This window comes from Pseudomonas sp. NPDC089534 (assembly GCF_044749305.1).
In the GTDB taxonomy this organism is placed as follows: domain Bacteria; phylum Pseudomonadota; class Gammaproteobacteria; order Pseudomonadales; family Pseudomonadaceae; genus Aquipseudomonas; species Aquipseudomonas ekonensis.
The window spans coordinates 16,045-35,583 of sequence record NZ_JBIVHR010000047.1 but is presented as its reverse complement, the minus strand read 5'-3'; the positions used below and the strand labels follow the sequence as shown (position 1 = coordinate 35,583).

Below are 19,539 nucleotides of genomic sequence, written 5' to 3'. Positions count from 1 at the left end.
TTGCCTGCCGGGGTGATACCACTCGCCATCCCAAGCGCGGTCGCAGACGGCGATTTTTTGCGCCGGCAAGCCCACCTCTAATACCACTTGAAACCACCCTGCCTAAACGCCCCGAATATGCTGGCGTTGAGGGCAATCCGGTGCGTTGACATGGTATTCAAGTGGTATTAGCTTCCGCCCCACAAGCGCACCACAACAACCCCAACCCGCGCCGGAAACCACCGCCATGAACGACCTCCACGCCCTGCGCCCCGACGAGGCCCAGCCGACGCCGCTGTACCTGCAGCTGGCGCGCAACCTGGAAGCGGCCATCCATGCCGGCCAGTGGAAGGCCGAGCAGGCGATGCCGTCGGAGCGCAACTTAAGCGAATCCTTGGGGATTTCCCGGGTGACCGCGCGCAAGGCCCTGGAAGTCCTGCTCGACCAGGGGCTGATCCGCCGGCTGCAAGGCTCCGGCACCTTCATCACCCCACGCCTCGAACAACCGCTGTCGCGCCTGTCGGGCTTCAGCGAGATGCTTCGGCTCAAGGGTTTCGTGCCCAGCTCGCAGTGGCTGGAACGGGACATCACCCTGCCGACCCACGAAGAGCTGATCCGCCTGGGCCTGTCGCCCAACGACAAGGTGGCGCGGCTCAAACGCCTGCGCAAAGCCGACGACACGGTGATGGCCATCGAGATGAGCACCCTGCCCGCCTCGATCATGCCCAAGCCCCAGGCCGTGGGCGATTCGCTCTACGAATACCTCGACGGCATCGGCAAGCCGATCGTCCGCGCCTTGCAGCACATTCAGGCGATCAACGCCTCGGACGAGTTCGCCGCGCTGGTCGGCATCGCCCCCGGCACCGCCATGCTGCTGATGACCCGGGTCGGCTACCTCGAAGACAACACGCCCATCGAAGTCACCGACACCTATTGCCGCAACGACTACTACGACTTTGTTGCAGAGCTCAGAAGATAGAAAGCTGCGCCGTCAGGCAGCAAAACGAGAGACCCGAACATGTCCGAAGACAACATCCTCACCGCCCACGGCTGGGTTCGTGGCCGGCTGATCCACGAACACGGCAAAGTCGTGTCCATCGAAGGCGTGCCCTGCGACCCGGCCACCAATGAACTGCCTTACCTGCTGCCGGGCTTCATCGACCTGCACGTCCACGGCGGCGGCGGCAAGGACATCATGGAAGGCGCCGTGGCCTTCGAGACGATCACCAAGACCCACGTGCGTTTCGGCACCACGTCGCTGCTGGCCACCACCATGACGGCACCGAGCGCCGAGATCGCCAGCGTGCTGAAAGCGCTCGGCGCGTTCTGCGAGCAGCGTCCGCAAAATGCCGCCCGGGTGCTCGGCGTGCACCTGGAAGGGCCGTACATCAACCCCGGCAAACTGGGCGCCCAGCCGAACTTCGCCCACACCGCGCTGATGGCCGAAGTCGAGGAATACCTGGCGCTGGCGCCGATCCGGGTGATCACCATCGCCCCGGAAATCGCCGGGCACGATGCGCTGATCCGCGCCTTGAGCGCCCGTGGCATCCGTCTGCAGATCGGCCATACCCTGGGCAGCTACGAGGAAGGCGTGGCGGCGCTGGAGGCCGGCGCCACCAGTTTCACCCACCTGTACAACGCCATGAGCCCGTTGCATCACCGTGAGCCGGGGATCGTCGGCGCGGCGCTGGCCCATGCGAAGTTCGCCGAACTGATTCCGGACTTGCTGCACGTGCACCCCGGCGCGATCCGCGTGGCCCTGCGCTCGATCCCGTGCCTGTACTGCGTCACCGACTCGACCGCCGCCGCCGGCATGCCCGACGGCGAGTACAAGCTGGGCAGCCACACCGTGACCAAGTGCCTGGGCGGCGTGCGCCTGCCGGACGGCACCCTGGCCGGCAGCACGCTGACCATGGATCAGGCCCTGCGCAATCTGGTGAAGATCGGCCTGCCGATCGCCGAAGCCTCGCAGCGCCTGTCGCAATTTCCCGCCGACTACCTCGGCATCACCGAACGCGGGCGCCTGCAACCGGGGGCCTGGGCCGACTGCGTGCGGCTGGACCGCTCGCTCACACTGACCGCCGTCATGGTCGAAGGAGAAGACATTGACTTCAAAAATGCTTGAAGAGGCGCTGTCCTCGCATGAGGCCGTGCAGGCTCAACTGAATCAGCTCGACGGATCGATGATCGAGGTCGCCGGACGCCTGCGCCGTCAGCCGCCGCAGGTGGCGATGACCGTGGCCCGCGGCAGCTCCGACCATGCGGCGAGTTATTTCGCCTACCTGACCATGCAGCAGCTGGGCATTCCGGTGGCGTCGCTGCCGATGTCGGTGGTGACCATGCAGCAGGCGCCGCTCAAGGTCAGCGGCCAGGTGGCGTTCGCCTTCTCGCAGTCGGGCCAGAGCCCGGACCTGGTCAACAGCCTGCGCCTGCTGCGCAAGCGCGGCGCCCTGAGCATCGCCATGGTCAACGCTGAAGCCTCGCCCCTGGAGGCCGCGTGCGAGTTCAGCCTGCCGCTGCTGGCGGGCACCGAAAGCAGCGTCGCCGCGACCAAGAGCTTCATCGCCACCCTCAGCGCCAGCGCCCGGCTGATCGGCCACTGGAAAGACGATCCGGAGCTGCTGGACGCCCACAACGCGCTGCCCGATGGCCTGCGCGAAGCGGCGAAACAAGATTGGAGCGTGGCCGTCGACGCCCTGCGCGACTGCGAGCGCCTGATGGTGATCGGCCGCGGCGCCGGTTTCGCCATCGCCCAGGAAGCTGCGCTGAAGTTCAAGGAGACTTCGGCGATCCAGGCCGAAGCCTTCAGCAGCGCCGAAGTGCGCCACGGCCCGATGGCCCTGATCGACGAGGACTACCCGCTGCTGGTGTTCGCCCCGCGCGGCGCCGAGCAGGCCGGCCTGCTGAGCCTGGCCGCCGACATGCGCCAACGCGGCGCCCGCGTGCTGCTGGCCGCGCCGGACGACGTGCTCGAACGCGACCTGACCCTGACCCGCGCCGAGCACCCGGCCCTGGATCCGATCCTGGCCATCCAGAGCTTCTACGTGATGGCCGCCGGCCTGGCCGTGGCCCGCGGCATGGATCCGGACCAGCCGCGTCACCTGAGCAAAGTCACGCGCACCCACTGAGTCCGAACCGAATGTTTTCCTGATGAGACCGAGCCATGCACAACAACAATAAAGAGCTGACCTTAAGCGCCCCGCTCAGCGGCCCGGTGCTCACGCTCGCCAAAGTCCCGGACCCGGTGTTCGCGGGCGGCGCGATGGGCGACGGCATTGCCATCGACCCGCTGAACGACACCCTGTATTCGCCGTGCGCAGGCGTAGTGATCCATGTCGCCCGCACCGGCCACGCCCTCACGGTGCGGGCCGACAACGGCGCCGAGATCCTCCTGCACCTGGGGCTGGACACGGTGGAGCTGCAGGGCGAAGGCTTTTCGGTGCTGGTCAAGGAAGGCGTCCGGGTCAGCAACGGCCAGCCGCTGCTGCGCTATGACGTGGACAAGGTCGGCCTGCGCTGCAAGAGCCTGGTCAGCCTGCTGATCCTGACCAACGGCGATCAGTTCCAGGCCCGGCCGATCACGCTCAAGAACGTCAAGGTGGGCGAGCCGCTGCTGCACATCGTCGCCCGCCATGGCCAGGCGGCGAACACCCAGGCGCTGGACGGCCCCGAGGTCAGCGCACGGGTGAAGGTCGCCCACCGCGGCGGCCTGCACGCGCGCCCGGCGGCGCTGATCCGCCAGACCGCGCAAGGGTTCCAGAGCCGCTCGCAGCTGCGCTTCGCCGGCAAGTCGGCGCCGTGCAACAGCCTCATCGGCCTGATGGGGCTGGCCGTCGGCGAACAGGACGAAGTGCAGGTAAGCTGTCAGGGGCCGGACGCCGACGCGGCGCTGCAAGCCCTGCTTGCCGCGCTGGCCACCGCCTTGCCGGAGGACCGCCATGCCGCCGCGGCGCCGGCCAGCGCCCCGACGCTCAAGCGTCCGGCCGAAGCCGGCGTGCTGCAAGGCGTGTGCGCCGCACCGGGGCTGGTCGACGGGCCGCTGTTCAAACTCAATGCCATCAGCCTGCCGCCCGACGCCGGCGGTCATGATCCCGCCGGCCAACGGCAGGCCTTCGACGCAGCCCTGAACGAGGTGCGCAGCGAAATCGACGGCACCCTCGCCCAGGCGAAAAGGCTCAGGAACACCGACGAAGAAGCGATCTTCGCCGCCCACCTGGCGCTGCTGGAAGACCCGGCCCTGCTCGATGCCGCCGCGCAGGCCATCGACGGCGGCACCGCCGCGACCCATGCCTGGAGCCAGTCCATCGACGCCCAGTGCCAGGTGCTGCAGCAGACCGGCAGCGCGCTGCTGGCCGAGCGCGCCAACGACCTGCGCGACCTCCGGCAACGGGTGCTGCGCGCCCTGCTCGGCGAAGCGTGGCATTACGAGGTGCCCGCCGGCGCCATTGTCGCCGCCCATGAACTGACCCCTTCGGACCTGCTGCAACTGAGCGGCCAGGGTGTGGCCGGCCTGTGCATGGCCGAAGGCGGCGCCACCTCCCATGTCGCGATCCTGGCGCGGGGCAAAGGCCTGCCCTGCCTCGTCGCCCTGGGCGCTGCGCTGCTGGACCAGGAGCAAGGCCAAGCGGTGGTGCTGGATGCCGACGGCGGCCGCCTGGAACTGGTGCCGGGCGCCGAGCGTCTGGCGCAAGTCGGACAGATTCGCCAGGAGCGCCAAGAACGCCGTGCCGCCCAACAGCAGCGTGCCCACCAGCCCGCCGCGACCCTCGACGGCGTGTCCATCGAGGTGGCGGCCAATGTCGCCTCCAGCGCAGAGGCGGCGGACGCGCTCGCCAACGGCGCCGACGGCGTCGGCCTGCTGCGCACCGAATTCCTGTTCGTCGACCGCCACACCGCACCGACCGAAGAAGAACAGCGCGCCGCCTATCAAGCCGTGCTCGACGCCATGGGCGACAAACCGGTGATCATCCGCACCATCGACGTCGGAGGCGACAAGCAGCTCGACTACCTGCCGCTGCCGGCCGAGGCCAACCCGGTGCTGGGCCTGCGCGGCATCCGCCTGGCCCAGGCCCGGCCGGAAATCCTCGACCAGCAATTGCGCGCCCTGCTGCAGAGCCGCCCGCTGCAACGCTGCCGGATCCTGCTGCCGATGGTCACCGAGGTCGATGAGCTGCTGCACATCCGCCAGCGTGTCGATGCCTTGTGCCTCGAACTCGGCATCGCCCAGCGTCCGGAGCTCGGCGTGATGATCGAGGTCCCCGCCGCCGCCCTTCAGGCCGAGCAATTGGCCGAACACGCGGACTTCCTGTCCATCGGCACCAACGACCTGTCGCAGTACACCCTGGCCATGGACCGCGACCACGCGGGCCTCGCCGCTCGGGTCGACGCGCTGCACCCGGCGCTGCTGCGGCTGATCGCCATGACCTGCGAAGGCGCGGCGGTGCACAAGCGCTGGGTCGGGGTCTGCGGCGCCCTGGCGTCGGATCCGCTGGCGACGCCGGTGCTGGTCGGGCTCGGCGTGCGCGAGCTGTCGGTGAGCCCGGTGCAGGTCGGCGAGATCAAGGACCGCGTGCGCCAGGTGCACGAAACCGAATGCCGACGCCTCGCCCACGACCTGCTCAAGCTGAGCAGCGCCGCGGCGGTGCGCCATGCCTGTCATCAACATTGGCCGCTGCGCTGACAACAACAAAAAGGACAAACGCCATGTACCAACTCTTCATCGAAGGCCTGCAACGCCTGGGCCGTGCCCTGATGCTGCCGATCGCGATCCTGCCGATCGCCGGCCTGCTGCTGCGCCTGGGCGACACTGACCTGCTGAACATCGCGATCATCCACGACGCCGGCCAAGTGATCTTCGCCAACCTGGCGATGATCTTCGCCATCGGCATCGCCGTCGGCTTCGCCCGCGACAACAACGGCACGGCGGGCCTGGCCGGGGTCATCGGTTACCTGGTGATGGTCTCGACCCTCAAGGTGCTCGATGCGAGCATCAACATGGGCATGCTCGCCGGGATCGTCAGCGGCCTGATGGCCGGCGCGCTGTACAACCGCTTCAAGGACATCAAGCTGCCGGAGTACCTGGCGTTCTTCGGCGGACGGCGCTTCGTGCCGATCGTCACCGGGTTCGCGGCGGTGGGCCTGGGCGTGCTGTTCGGCTACATCTGGCCGCCGATCCAGCACGGCATCAACGCCTTCGGCACCCTGATGATGGAAAGCGGCAGCTTCGGCGCGTTCGTGTTCGGTGTGTTCAACCGCCTGCTGATCGTCACCGGCCTGCACCACATCCTCAACAACATGGCGTGGTTCGTGTTCGGCAACTTCACCGACCCGGCCACCGGGGCGCTGGTCACGGGCGACCTGTCGCGCTACTTCGCCGGCGACCCGAAGGGCGGCCAGTTCATGACCGGCATGTTCCCGATGATGATCTTCGGCCTGCCCGCCGCGTGCCTGGCGATGTACCGCAACGCCCTGCCGGAGCGGCGCAAGGTGATGGGCGGGATCTTCCTGTCGATGGCCCTGACCTCGTTCCTGACCGGCGTCACCGAGCCCATCGAATTCGCCTTCATGTTCCTCGCCCCGCTGCTGTACCTGCTGCATGCGCTGCTGACCGGGCTGTCGATGGCGATCACCAACGCGCTGAACATCCACCTGGGCTTCACCTTCTCCGGCGGCTTCATCGACATGGTGCTGGGCTGGGGCAAGTCCACCAACGGCTGGCTCGTGGTGCCGGTGGGGCTGGCGTATGCGGTGGTGTACTACGCCGTGTTCGACTTCTGCATCCGCCGCTTCAACCTGAAGACGCCGGGGCGCGAGGACGCGGTCGCCACGGACAAGGCGGCGATCGGCGAGAACGAACGGGCCGGGGCCTACATCAAGGCGCTCGGCGGCGCCGCCAACCTGCTGACCGTCGGCGCCTGCACCACCCGCCTGCGCCTGGAGATGGTGGATCGCGACAAGGCCTCGGACGCCGACCTGAAGGCGCTGGGCGCGATGGCCGTGGTGCGTCCGGGCAAGGGCGGCAGTCTGCAGGTGGTGGTCGGGCCGCTGGCCGACAGCATTGCCGACGAGATCCGCCTGGCGATGCCGGCCTCGGGCGCTGGCCGGATGGCCGCTGCGGCAGCGGCCGTCGAAGCCCCCAAGCCTGTGGCCGTGGCCCCCGCTGAAGCCCTGCAATGGCTGGATGCCGTGGGCGGCAGCGACAATGTGCTGCAGCTGGACTGCATCGCCCTGACCCGGATCCGCCTGCAACTGGCCGACGGCAAGGGGTTGTCCGAGGCTCGCCTGAAGGAGCTGGGATGCCTCGGGGTCAGCCAGCCGGAGGACGGTGTCTGGCATTTGCTGGCCGGGGAGCGGGCGCCGGGCTTGAGCAAGGCAATCGAAGCGCTGGTCAGCCGCAGCGAGGTCAGCGCCAGGGTCTGATGCCGTTCAGGGTTGGTCCGTCGCCGGCAGGCGCGCCCGCAGGGGAACGCGTTCCGGGTCGCCCTAACCCTGCACCACCCGCCCTCTCCCGTCCGCTCCATGCTGTTGCCCTTTCCGCCAGCATGGAGGCTGCGACGATGAGCAACGCCGTTTCATCCCACCCCTCGTTCGAGCAGGTCAAAGGCGATCTGAACCAGATCGGCCATCACCTGTTCCAGAGCGAGGCCCCGCTGTTCCCTGACACGCCCCCGAGCGCCGAGCAACGCGTCCTGGCGCATCTGAACAGCGTCATCAAGCGCTGCCGCCAGCGCTATCTGGAAAAGGCCCGTGCGCACTATCCGGCGTTGTCCGTCGCTGACGTGCAGAGCCCGCAGGGCCGACTGGCGTTCGCTGCGCAGGCCGGGACGCTGAACCGGCATCTGCTCGACCTGGACGCGACCGAAGCTGTCGAAGGCCTGTCGCTCAAAACCTTCATGACTTATGAAGCCGGGTTCAAGGCGCTGGAGAACGAAGCCCGGCAGGGTGTCGCAGACCGGCTGCTGCACCCGGAGGAAGGCCTGATGCTGGAACGGACGGGCAGCCACCCGACCCTGCGCCCCAACCTGCATGCCTTGACCTTCCTCTATCAGGAACGCCGCGTCGAACTGGCCGGCGCCTTCGTCGCCACGCAAAAGAGCCCCCCGGCGGCAGTCGAGCTGACGGACACGCAGGACGTCGGCCGGGTGCTGCTGTTCACCCCGTTGCGCGGGGTCGAGTCCTTCGACTCGCTGCCTGCGCTGAACGACTGGCTGCAGAAGAACATGAACCAGGGCAGCGCCCGCCCTGAATTCAGGGCCCTGCTGCCGGTCCGCTACCAAGGCCTGACCGCCACGGGCATCTGGCCGCTCGCCCTCTCGCCGATCATCGAAAAGTCTCTGTTCGAACACACCTTCGATGCCTCGATCGACAAACGCACCCAGGACATCGAACGGGCGCTGAGCCTGGCGGACAACCCGCAGCAAGATCCCGCCCGGCTGACCGCCGCCCTTGACCGCGCCATCGGCGACGCCTTGCCCGATCTCGACGCCCGTCTCGCCCTCCGCGCCCAGACCCTGCTCGAACGCCACCTTCGCCACAGCGCGCCGGACTGGTACCGCAGCGCCGACGAAACGCAACGCGCCGCACTGGCCGAGCATCTGGCCCGTTACGACACCGCGCGCCGCCACCTGCTGGACCTGCTCGGCCCCGCAGCCACCCCGCAAGCGCTCGCGCGCCATCAATGGCTGGAGCGCTTGGGCGAGGACCTGGAGATCCATGACCTGGATCCGGACCGGTTGTCGGTCACCACCCTTCGCCGCATCCCCGGGGTCGGGGAGCATGCGCACACGCGCAACCTGACCGAACTGGCCCTGGCCGGCCTCCAGACCGGCGATGAACGGCCAGGGTCGGACTTCCTGAACCGCACCACCCTTACCTACGGCGACGCCTCCCTGGCGCCGTCCCACCTTCCGGTGACCCCGGCCTGGCTGGCGCAACAACTGGCCACGCTGCAGCCGCGCATCGACTATGCCGCCGCGCAGAGCGAGCTCGCCGGCCGCCAGGACCTTCGGGCCGCCACCGAAACCATGATCGACACGCGGATCAATGCCCTGGCCTGGGTGGCGGTGCTGCGCGGGCACTTGCAGGAAGGCGACTGGCAACGCCTGCAGGATCTGCGCAACAACAGCGGCAAGCACCTCAGCGCCGGCACGCTCGCCTTCCACGGCTCGCAACTGCAGGATCTGTGGATCCTGCGCCTGACCGATGAGGCCGGCAGCGTGACTCGCCTGTTGCTGTGCACCCCCGATGCGCCGCAGGCGCATCAATTCCAGGCGTTCGACAGCGAAACGGCCTGCCAGCGCCATCTCCTCGGCTGGGCGCAGAGCCTGGACGGTGCGGCGGCAACCGGCGACATGAGCGACTACCTGCTCAGCCGGATCGCCCTGCGCTTTCGGCCGGCCATGAAACAGGTCATGAGCAGCCTGAGCCTCAAGTTTCACGATCAGGAACACCTCAGGGTCACCTTCCGCTACGCCGTCAGCCACCAGGCCTGCCTGAAGTCGATGTCCGAGCACGCCATGGCCATGCGAACGGATGACTGCAACCTCCACACGCCGGCGTGGTTCCGCTCCGCCAGCCTGGCCAACCGCAGAAAACTGCTCACCCTGGCCGAGACCGCCGAAGGCGCGCTGCGGGCCTACAGCCGTCATCCGTCCTGCGAAACGAACTTCCCGGCGTTCGCCGACTACCTGCACGAACAGGCCAGGCTAAGCCTCAACCGGTTGCTGGGGCGCACGCAAAACGATGTCGACCCGGACACGGTCTGGCTGCTTCCACCCCCTTCGCTGTTCGGCAGGAAACCTGCGCCCATGAGCTACACCCGGCTCTACCGCGACGGCTATGACGACGGCATCGGGTTCATCAACGAGAAGTTTTCGCGCGCTGCCACCTTCAAGGGCCCGACGGGCATCGACCTCAGTCGCCTGAACGCCGAGACCGTGGCCCGCTCGGTCACCGGCGCCTGGGTCGGTCAGCGCTACATCGACAAGGTCAGGGCCGAACTGCTGGACACCACGCTCGCCGCCTATGCGTTCAGGCGCGACGCCATTCTGGCCATCACCCAACAGCAGATGCTCGGCGCCGCCCTGGAGTGCAGCCTGCAAGGGCATCTGGCCAGCGTCGACCTGCCGTGGCTGGAGCGATGCATCGCCGGCATGGGCGACACCTCTGCGTCGACCCGTCACCGCTACGCCATCCACCGTTTGCTGCTGGACGGCGACTGGGTGAAGGATGTTTTCCTGTTCAGCCACGCCGGTCATCCCACCCTGCTCTATACCCCCGATACGCCGGACGGCGTCCGGTTCCGCGAGGCGCGCCTGTTCAACTACCTGCTGAAAAGCCAGCCCGCCGTGCTGGATTACCTGACCCGTCGCGTGGATGTGCGCTCCCGGGCACGCATCCGCGCCTTCCTGCAAAACGCCAGGCTCCAGCTCCCGCAGAACCTCGACAGCACCAGCGTCAGTCCCGCCCGGTACGACTCGATCCACCGCGTGTCGCCGCTGCTTGACCTGCGCCGGGCGGTGTACGACATGAGGCTGCAGCGCAAGATCGACGAAGTCAGCGCCACCACAGGCAGCCGTACCCGGATGATCACCGGCATTCTCTGGTCCTGCGTGGAGTGGACGGTCGCCATCGCCACGGCGCCCTTTCCTGCGCTGAGCCTGAGCACCGGCCTGCTGCTCGCCTTCAAGGACGCCATGCTCGCCCTGCATGCCTACAACCAGGGCGATGCCGATGCCGCCCTCGGCCATCTGGCCGGGTATCTGTTCAACAGCGCCGGCGCGATCGCAACCGATCTGCGCCCGGCGCTGCGCACGCTCAAGCCCTTGGGCAGGCTTTCGCGCCTGGCCGCCGCCGACACCGGCCACAGGCAGGCGATGGCGTTGATCCAACAGATCGACCCCGCGCCCCCACCCTCGGCGCGCATGCAGCCGGTGTTCTTCAACGGCGAGACGCTCTGGGCCCCTCTCACGCCGGATGTCATCGGCCGCTACTTGCTGTATCGGCTCGACCCGGCCAGCGGACGGCTGGTCTCGACCACACGCGTGGCGGCACCGAACGCCGACGGCGTCTGGAAGCGCACCGGCGTCGTCGGAGGCGCACCGCCTTACAAAACCGTGCCCGAAACGCCGCGCCCCCTGGACAGCTATGAAATGCCGGACAACCAGTGGCGTGACTTCGAGCCCTTGCTTGCCCCGAACCTAAAGGCGCAGGTCGAACAAGACGCCCGACGGCTGGGCCTGCCGCCCACCGTCTCGTGGACGGCCGCGGCCCGGGAAATGAGACCGATGCGCAGCGCCTACCTGCTCAAGGTCAAACAGCTGACCCTGGACGCACAGCACTTCTACCGGCAAATGGCCCCCCGCGCACCCCGTGTCCCGCCCCGTCCGCTCGAAACGCCGATGACCTTCGCGACATGGCTCGACAGCGATGCGCTGGCCGGCGGCAAGCACCTGGTCATCGGGGCGGATCCCCACGCCATCGCCGGCAAGCTTGCCCTGATCGACCATCTCGACACCCTGACCGAAAAGGGCTTCAAGCGTCTGTACCTGGAATACCTGCCCTCGGACATCTTTCGCCTCAAGCTGGAAAAGCTGAACAAGGGAGGATCGTGGAAGCACATCGAAAATCATCTGCTGGCCCTCGACAAGGCCTTCGGCCTGACGCCGCACGCGCAGCACGGCTACCTCGCCCTCGTGCGCAAGGCCCGGGAAAAAGGGATGCAGGTCAAGGGCCTGGACGCCTCGACGTCGTACCTGCTGGAGGACGTCATGATCATGGCCGACACGCCGCCGACCGCGCCACGGGACAACGGCACCCGAAACTTCCTTTCCCATCGGCTCATCGAGGCCGACACCGCCGATACCCCCGACACGCGCTGGATCGCCTTGGTCGCCCCCTCGCGCCTGACTACCTTCAACGGCAAACCGGGCCTGGCGGATCTCCAGGGCGCCGTGGCATTGCGCATCGAAGACGTCGGGGCGGACCTGCCGACGGGCATCACGGTGGACACGCCCGGCACCATCGCCGGGGACGCCCTGGCCCGGGCCGACTTTCGCCTGGCATTGCATACGCCATTCAAGACACCGGAACCCGCTGCCATCCCGTCATCCCGCCGTACCGGCACCCTTCACGAATTCGAAGTGCCCCACGCATTGCGCGATGAAATCGAACGCCAATCCATGGCGCCCCATGGGCTCGATTCGCGCTACTACCCCAACAGCACGCAGGAAAGCCGGGCCTGCGATACCTTCCTCGAACTGCGGACCGACCTGCTCAAAAAATCCGACGCGTTCTTTGCCGGCTACGTTGCGCCGCACAGGCCCCCATTGCCCGCCATCGCGGCCGGCATCACGCCCGACGGCTTCTTCAAGGCCGTCAGCGAAAGCGGGCTGTCGGGACTGGTGCTCGGCGAGGCCCACGGCGGCGAATCGTGCAAGGGCCTGCTGATCGCGCAGATGAAAGGGCTCAAGGAAAAGGGCTTCAGGACACTCTACGTCGAACACCTGTGCAGCGACCTGCACCAGGCCGACCTGGACACGTTCCTGCGCACACAGACGATGACCGGGCGTCTCGATGACTACCTGCAACTGCAGAACCGCGGCCACATGCCCGACTACAGCGGCCCCGACACGTACACGGAGGTGTACCAGGCCGCCGGCAAGCATGGCCTGCGCATCAAGGCCCTGGACTGCGCCGCGAGCTACAACCTGAGGGGGGTTTCCGACAAGGCCGCACGCTACCGGATGTTCAATTATCTGGCGGCCCGGGTCATCCAGGCCGACCAGACGGCACAGGGGGCGCACAAATGGATCGCCTTCGTCGGCAACAGCCACGCCAACAACCATCGCGGCGTCCCGGGGTTGGCCGAAATGCTGGGCGGGATCGGCCTGAACGTCAGGGATGTGCCCGCCGGACGGGGCCGAGGGATACACCCCGGCGCCTGGGAAGTGCTGTCCTATGAAACCGGCAAGCCGGCGCTGCGCTGTGATTTCCATCTGGATGTCGCCATCGCCGGCAAGCCGATGTCGCCGCCATTGGCCGGGACCGACAGGAGCCGGCTGACCCGAAAGGGGGACTTCCTGATCGAGCAGCCATCGCCCCAGGAAACCAGCGTCGTGCATCGTTCCAGGAACGGGGACCTCATCTCGACCCCGGTCCAGGTCGACGACAACGGTTTGTACTACATCGATCGCTGGGACAAGAAAGACCTAAGGTTCCCGCTGCTGCACACCCTGATCGACATGCTCAAGAGCGAAGTCGGGCTGCGGCCGGTAACGTGATCCACCGCACCGTCGGTCCACTGCATCCGGACTGAGCACAAAAAAACCGCTGATCGTCACCGATTCAGCGGTTTTTTCGTGGCGAACCCGACGGTTCAGAAGTCCGACAGCCGCCAGACCTCGTAGGCCGGTGTCTCGTAGGGATGGCTGGCCTTCAGGGCGGCTACGGCAGCGGCGACCGACTCGTCCGCCACCACCAGCTCGACCTTCCATTCCTCGACCGTTTCGACCTGGCCCACCTGCCCGATGAACGGCTGGCTGCCGTCCAGCGCACGGAACTGGCCCCGGCCCAGGACTTGCCAGGCGCAGCTGTCGTACTGGCCGATGCGCCCGCCGCCGGCTGCGAAAACGGCGGACTTCACCGTCTCCACATGGCTGTCGGGCACGAAGAAGGCGAGCTTGTGCACGGCCTCAGTTCACCCAGACGCGGGCGTTGCGGAACATGCGCATCCATGGCGCGTCTTCGTTCCAGTCGTCCGAACGCCACGAGTTCTGCACGGCGCGGAACACACGCTCCGGGTGCGGCATCATGATCGTCACGCGGCCGTCGCGGCTGGTCAGGCCGGTGATCCCGCGCGGCGAGCCGTTCGGGTTGGCCGGGTAGGCTTCGGTGACCTTGCCGTGGTTGTCGACGAAACGCATCGCCACGCAACCGGACAGGTCGGCTTCGAGCAACGCCTCTTCGCTTTCGAATTCGGCATGGCCTTCGCCGTGGGCGATGGCGATCGGCATGCGCGAACCGGCCATGCCCTGCAGGAAGATCGAGTTCGACTCCTGGACCTGCACCATGGCCACCCGCGCCTCGAACTGCTCGGAACGGTTGCGCACGAAGTGCGGCCAGAACTCGCTGCCCGGAATCAGCTCGTGCAGGTTGGACATCATCTGGCAACCGTTGCACACGCCGAGGGTGAAGCTGTCGTTGCGCTCGAAGAAGCCCTGGAACGCGTCGCGGGCGCGGCTGTTGAACAGCGCCGACTTGGCCCAGCCTTCGCCGGCGCCCAGCACGTCACCGTAGGAGAAGCCGCCGCAGGCCACCAGGCCCTTGAACTCGTTGAGGTCGACGCGGCCGGCGAGGATGTCGCTCATGTGCACGTCGATCGCGCTGAAGCCGGCGCGGTCGAACGCCGCCGCCATTTCCACCTGACCGTTGACGCCCTGCTCACGCAGCACGGCGACTTGCGGGCGGATGCCTTTCTTGATGTAAGGCGCGGCGATGTCCTGGTTGACGTCGAAGCTCAGCTTGACGCTCAGGCCCGGGTTGTCCTCTTCCAGCAGCGCGTCGAATTCCTGGTCGGCGCAGTCGGCGTTGTCGCGCAGGCGCTGGATCCGGTGGCTGGTCTCGGCCCACTGGCGCTGCAGCAGGCGGCGCTGGCCTTCGAACACGGTCTGGCCGTTGAACACGATGTTGACCTGGCCGTTGTTGATCGGCTGGCCGATCACCGACACGCAGTCGCCCAGGCCTGCGGCGCTGAACTGGGCGAGGATGTCGGCGGTGGCGTCCTGGCGCACCTGGATCACGGCGCCCAGCTCTTCGTTGAACAGGATCGCCGGGATTTCCGCCGAGGATTCGGCGACGCTGTCCAGGTTCAGGTTCAGGCCGCAGTGGCCGGCGAAGGCCATTTCCATCACGGTGGTCAGCAGGCCGCCGTCGGAACGGTCGTGGTAGGCCAGCAGGTGACCGTCGGCGTTGAGGCCCTGGATCACCGCGAAGAAGGCCTTGAGGTCTTCGGCGTCGTCGACGTCCGGCGCCTGCTTGCCGAGCTTGCCGTGCACCTGGGCGAGGATCGAGGCGCCCATGCGGTTCTGGCCGCGGCCCAGATCGATCAGGATCAGGTCGGTGGTGCCCTTGTCCATGCGCAGCACCGGGGTCAGGGTCTGGCGCACGTCGAGCACCGGGGCGAAACCGGTCACGATCAGCGACATCGGCGAGGTGACGGTCTTGTCTTCGCCGTTGTCGTTCCAGCGGGTGGCCATGGACATCGAGTCCTTGCCCACCGGGATGGTGATGCCCAGCTCAGGGCACAGCTCCATGCCGACCGCCTTCACGGTGTCGTACAGGCGGGCGTCTTCGCCCGGATGGCCGGCGGCGGACATCCAGTTCGCCGACAGCTTGATGTCGGAGAGCTTGCCGATGCGCGACGCGGCCAGGTTGGTCAGGGTTTCGCCGATGGCCATGCGGCCCGACGCCGGAGCGTCGAGCAGGGCCAGCGGGGTGCGCTCGCCCATCGCCATGGCTTCGCCGGTGTAGACGTCGAAGCTGGTGGCGGTGACGGCCACGTCGGCCACCGGCACCTGCCATGGGCCGACCATCTGGTCGCGGGCCACGAGGCCGGTGATGGTGCGGTCGCCGATGGTGATCAGGAAGCTCTTGCTGGCCACGGCCGGGTGATGCAGGACGCGCTCGATGGACTCGGCGACGTCGAGGGTCGACGGGTCGAAGTCATCGCCCAGCTCGGCTTCGCGGGCCACCGAACGGTGCATGCGCGGCGGCTTGCCCAGCAGCACTTCCAGCGGCATGTCCACCGGGCTGTTGCCGAAGTGGCTGTCGGTCACGGTCAGTTGCGGCTCGGCGGTGGCTTCGCCGACCACCGCGAACGGGCAGCGCTCGCGCTCGCAGATCGCCTGGAAGCGTTCGAAGTCGGCCGGGCCGACGGCCAGCACGTAGCGCTCCTGGGATTCGTTGCTCCAGATTTCGTGCGGGGCCATGCCCGGCTCGTCGTTCGGGATATTGCGCAGCTCGAAGCGGCCGCCGCGGCCACCGTCGTTGACCAGTTCCGGGAAGGCGTTGGACAGGCCGCCCGCGCCCACGTCGTGGATGAAGCTGATCGGGTTCTTGTCGCCCAGTTGCCAGCAACGGTCGATGACCTCCTGGCAACGGCGCTCCATTTCAGGGTTTTCACGCTGCACGGAAGCGAAGTCCAGGTCCGCCGAGCTGGCGCCGGTGGCCATCGAAGAGGCCGCGCCGCCGCCGAGGCCGATCAGCATCGCCGGGCCGCCGAGCACGATCAGCTTGGAGCCGACCACGATCTCGCCCTTCTGCACGTGCTGCTCACGGATGTTGCCCATGCCGCCGGCGAGCATGATCGGCTTGTGGTAGCCGCGCACTTCGTCGCCGTGCGGGGTGGAAATCGACTGCTCGAAGGTACGGAAGTAGCCGGTCAGGGCCGGACGGCCGAACTCGTTGTTGAACGCGGCGCCGCCCAGCGGGCCCTCGATCATGATGTCCAGCGCGTTGACGATGCGCTCGGGCTTGCCGTAAGGCACTTCCCACGGTTGCTCGAAGCCTGGGATCTGCAGGTTCGACACGGTGAAGCCGGTCAGGCCCGCCTTCGGCTTGGCGCCGCGGCCGGTGGCGCCTTCGTCGCGGATCTCGCCGCCGGAACCGGTGGACGCGCCCGGGAACGGGGCGATCGCGGTCGGGTGGTTGTGGGTCTCGACCTTCATCAGGATGTGCACCGGCTCCTGCACCGCGCCGTAGCGGCGGGTCTCAGGATCGGGGAAGAAGCGGCCGGCCACGCTGCCGACGATCACCGAGGCGTTGTCCTTGTAGGCCGACAGGACGCCTTCGCTGTGCATCTGGTAGGTGTTCTTGATCATGCCGAACAGGCTTTTTTCCTGGCTCTCGCCGTCGATGTCCCAACTGGCGTTGAAGATCTTGTGACGGCAGTGCTCGGAGTTGGCCTGGGCGAACATCATCAGTTCGATGTCGTGCGGGTTGCGCTTGAGGCCGACGAAGGCGTTGACCAGGTAGTCGATCTCGTCTTCGGCCAGGGCCAGGCCCAGTTCGGTGTTGGCCTTCTCCAGCGCGGCGCGGCCGCCGCCGAGGATGTCGACGGCGCTCAGCGGCTTGGGCTCGGCGTGGCTGAACAGGCCGGCGGCCTGCTCCAGGTTGCCCAGGACGATCTGGGTCATGCGGTCGTGCAGGACGTCGGCGATCAGTTGCGCCTGCGCGTCGCTGAACTCGCCGGTCACGTAGAACGCGATGCCGCGCTCCAGGCGCTGGACCTTGCCCAGGCCGCAGTTGCGGGCGATGTCGCTGGCCTTGCTCGACCATGGCGAGATGGTGCCGAAACGCGGCAGCACCAGGAACAGGCGGCCGGTCGGCTCTTGTACCGGAACGCTTGGGCCGTACTTCAGAAGGCGCGCGAGCACCTGCTGTTCGTCGCCGGTCAGGACGCCGGTGACTTCGGCGAAGTGAGCGAATTCAGCATACAGGCCACTGACAGCCGGAACCTTCTGGCTCAGTTGCTCAAGGAGTTTGCTGTGGCGAAAGGCAGAAAGGGCAGGAGCGCCGCGCAGGATCAACATCTTCGGGACAGCCTCGGGAAGGGGTGTGCTTTGAGGCCGTGCATTCTAGCCTAAACCGCCTCCAACATCACCCGAAACGCTACGCACGGTAGCACCCGCCGAAAGCCCGTCGTTCCTGCCTCCGAGGTCAAATTCCGAGGCGATGGGGACGGTGCTTATTTTTACTGTAACAAAATGCCGTCCGGGCCCGTTCCCATGGGGTTCCGGGCAGTTTTCCGGGCGCTAGCAGACAACCCTTCGACTGTCGAGATATGGCGCTCACGGTCCTTTGCGTATACTGCGCACATGTTTTTCCCAAAGGCTTTGCGTCCGCGATACGCCAAATGGCTGATCGCCACCGGACTCTTCCTGATGCTCAGTGGCTGTGTTGACAAACCCAACACCCTGGAGCGCGTAAAGGAGGACGGCGTGCTGCGGGTCATCACCCGTAACAGCCCCGCCACCTACTTTCAGGATCGCAGCGGTGAAACCGGCTTCGAATACGAGCTGGTGAAGCGTTTCGCCGACGATTTGGGGGTCGAGCTGAAGATCGAGACCGCCGACAACCTCGACGACCTGTTCGACCAGGTCGGCAAGCCCAACGGCCCGGTGCTGGCCGCCGCCGGCCTGGTCAGCAGCGAGCAGCGCAAGAGGCAGGTGCGGTTCTCCCACCCTTACCTCGAAGTCACCCCGCAGGTCATCTACCGCAACGGCCAGTCGCGCCCCACCGAACCGGGCGACCTGGTCGGCAAGAAGATCATGGTGCTCAAGGGCAGCACCCACGCCGAGCAGTTGGCCGAGCTGAAGCGCAAGTACCCCGGCATCGAATACGAAGAGTCCGACGCCGTCGAGGTGGTCGACCTGTTGCGCATGGTCGACGAAGGCCAGATCGACCTGACCCTGGTCGATTCCAACGAAGTGGCGATGAACCAGGTGTACTTCACCAACGTGCGCGTGGCCTTCGACCTGGGCGACGCCCGCAGCCAGAGCTGGGCGGTGGCGGCCGGCGAAGACAACAGCCTGCTCAACGAGATCAACGCCTACCTCGACAAGGCCCAGAAGAACGGCACCCTGCAACGCCTCAAGGACCGCTACTACGGCCACGTCGACGTTCTCGGCTACATGGGCGCCACCACCTTCGCCCAGCACCTGCAGCAACGCCTGCCCAAGTACGAGCAGCACTTCAAGACCTATGCCAAGAAAGAGAAGGTCGACTGGCGCCTGCTGGCCGCCATCGGCTACCAGGAATCGCTGTGGCAGCCGGCGGTCACCTCCAAGACCGGCGTGCGCGGCCTGATGATGCTGACCCAGAACACGGCCCAGGCCATGGGCGTGTCCAACCGCCTCGACCCCAAGCAAAGCATCATGGGCGGCGCCAAGTACCTGGCCTACATGAAGGACCAGCTCGACGAGTCGATCCAGGAGCCGGACCGCACCTGGTTTGCCCTGGCGGCCTACAACGTCGGCATCGGCCACCTCGACGACGCGCGCAAGCTGGCCTCCCGCGAGGGCCTGAGCCCGGACAAGTGGCTGGACGTGAAGAAGATGCTGCCGCGCCTCTCGCAGAAGCAGTGGTACAGCAAGACCCGCTACGGCTACGCCCGGGGCGGCGAGCCGGTGCATTTCGTGGCGAACATCCGCCGCTACTACGACATCCTCACCTGGGTGACCCAGCCGCAGCTTGAAGGCACGCAAGTGGCCGAGGGCAACCTGCACGTGCCGGGCATCGACAAGTCCAAGCCAGCGCAGGAACCTGCGCCGCTCTGACCCCAATCCGATGCGCCCGCGGCGCCTCGACTGACGCCATCGCCAGCAGGCTGGCTCCCACCTTGTTTGCGGTCAGCGCAGATTCCGCATCCACCCAAGCCCCTTGTGGGAGCCAGCCTGCTGGCGATTGCGGTCACCTTGTCTTGCGGTCAGCGCAGATCCTGCATTCACCCAAGCCCCTTGTGGGAGCCAGCCTGCTGGCGATTGCGGTCACCTTGTCTTGCGG

The 19,539-nt window shown here is 67.1% G+C and carries 9 protein-coding genes; 7 read left to right on the top strand and 2 right to left on the bottom strand.

Annotation, left to right across the window (positions count from 1 at the left end):
- Positions 1–226 precede the first annotated feature (226 nt).
- The 6 genes from ACIP0B_RS16025 (at position 227) to ACIP0B_RS16000 (ending at position 13,259) form a co-directional block, all read left to right on the top strand.
- Entirely contained in the window at positions 227–958 is a 732-nt protein-coding gene (locus ACIP0B_RS16025) for a GntR family transcriptional regulator (protein ID WP_085578874.1), read from the top strand.
- A 39-nt stretch (positions 959–997) separates the two neighbouring features.
- A complete protein-coding gene (nagA, locus tag ACIP0B_RS16020) occupies positions 998–2,104 on the top strand; it encodes an N-acetylglucosamine-6-phosphate deacetylase (RefSeq protein ID WP_400833536.1) in 1,107 nt (368 codons plus the stop codon).
- Positions 2,085–3,107 carry an SIS domain-containing protein gene (locus ACIP0B_RS16015; RefSeq protein WP_400833534.1) on the top strand — a complete coding sequence of 341 codons (1,023 nt, stop codon included), beginning with the start codon at positions 2,085–2,087 and terminating at the stop codon, positions 3,105–3,107. The genes nagA and ACIP0B_RS16015 overlap by 20 nt, the downstream gene beginning before the upstream one ends.
- 35 nt (positions 3,108–3,142) lie before the next feature.
- Positions 3,143–5,659: a phosphoenolpyruvate--protein phosphotransferase gene (gene ptsP, locus ACIP0B_RS16010; protein WP_400833532.1), complete on the top strand. Its 2,517-nt coding sequence runs from the start codon at positions 3,143–3,145 to the stop codon at positions 5,657–5,659.
- Positions 5,660–5,682: 23 nt separating this feature from the next.
- Entirely contained in the window at positions 5,683–7,398 is a 1,716-nt protein-coding gene (nagE, locus tag ACIP0B_RS16005) for an N-acetylglucosamine-specific PTS transporter subunit IIBC (RefSeq protein ID WP_400833529.1), read from the top strand.
- A 137-nt stretch (positions 7,399–7,535) separates the two neighbouring features.
- Entirely contained in the window at positions 7,536–13,259 is a 5,724-nt protein-coding gene (locus ACIP0B_RS16000) for a toxin (RefSeq protein WP_400833526.1), read from the top strand.
- Positions 13,260–13,354: 95 nt separating this feature from the next.
- On the opposite strand, the gene ACIP0B_RS15995 is transcribed toward ACIP0B_RS16000, so the two are convergent.
- Both ACIP0B_RS15995 and purL read right to left on the bottom strand, forming a co-directional pair.
- Positions 13,355–13,666 carry an NGG1p interacting factor NIF3 gene (locus tag ACIP0B_RS15995; RefSeq protein WP_400833524.1) on the bottom strand — a complete coding sequence of 104 codons (312 nt, stop codon included), beginning with the start codon at positions 13,664–13,666 and terminating at the stop codon, positions 13,355–13,357.
- 4 nt (positions 13,667–13,670) lie between these two features.
- On the bottom strand, positions 13,671–17,567 hold the full coding sequence (gene purL / locus ACIP0B_RS15990; RefSeq protein WP_400833522.1) for a phosphoribosylformylglycinamidine synthase: 3,897 nt from the start codon (positions 17,565–17,567) through the stop codon (positions 13,671–13,673).
- 285 nt (positions 17,568–17,852) lie between these two features.
- Between purL and mltF the strand changes: the two genes are divergently transcribed.
- A complete protein-coding gene (gene mltF, locus ACIP0B_RS15985; protein WP_400833519.1) occupies positions 17,853–19,313 on the top strand; it encodes a membrane-bound lytic murein transglycosylase MltF in 1,461 nt (486 codons plus the stop codon).
- Positions 19,314–19,539: the final 226 nt, after the last annotated feature.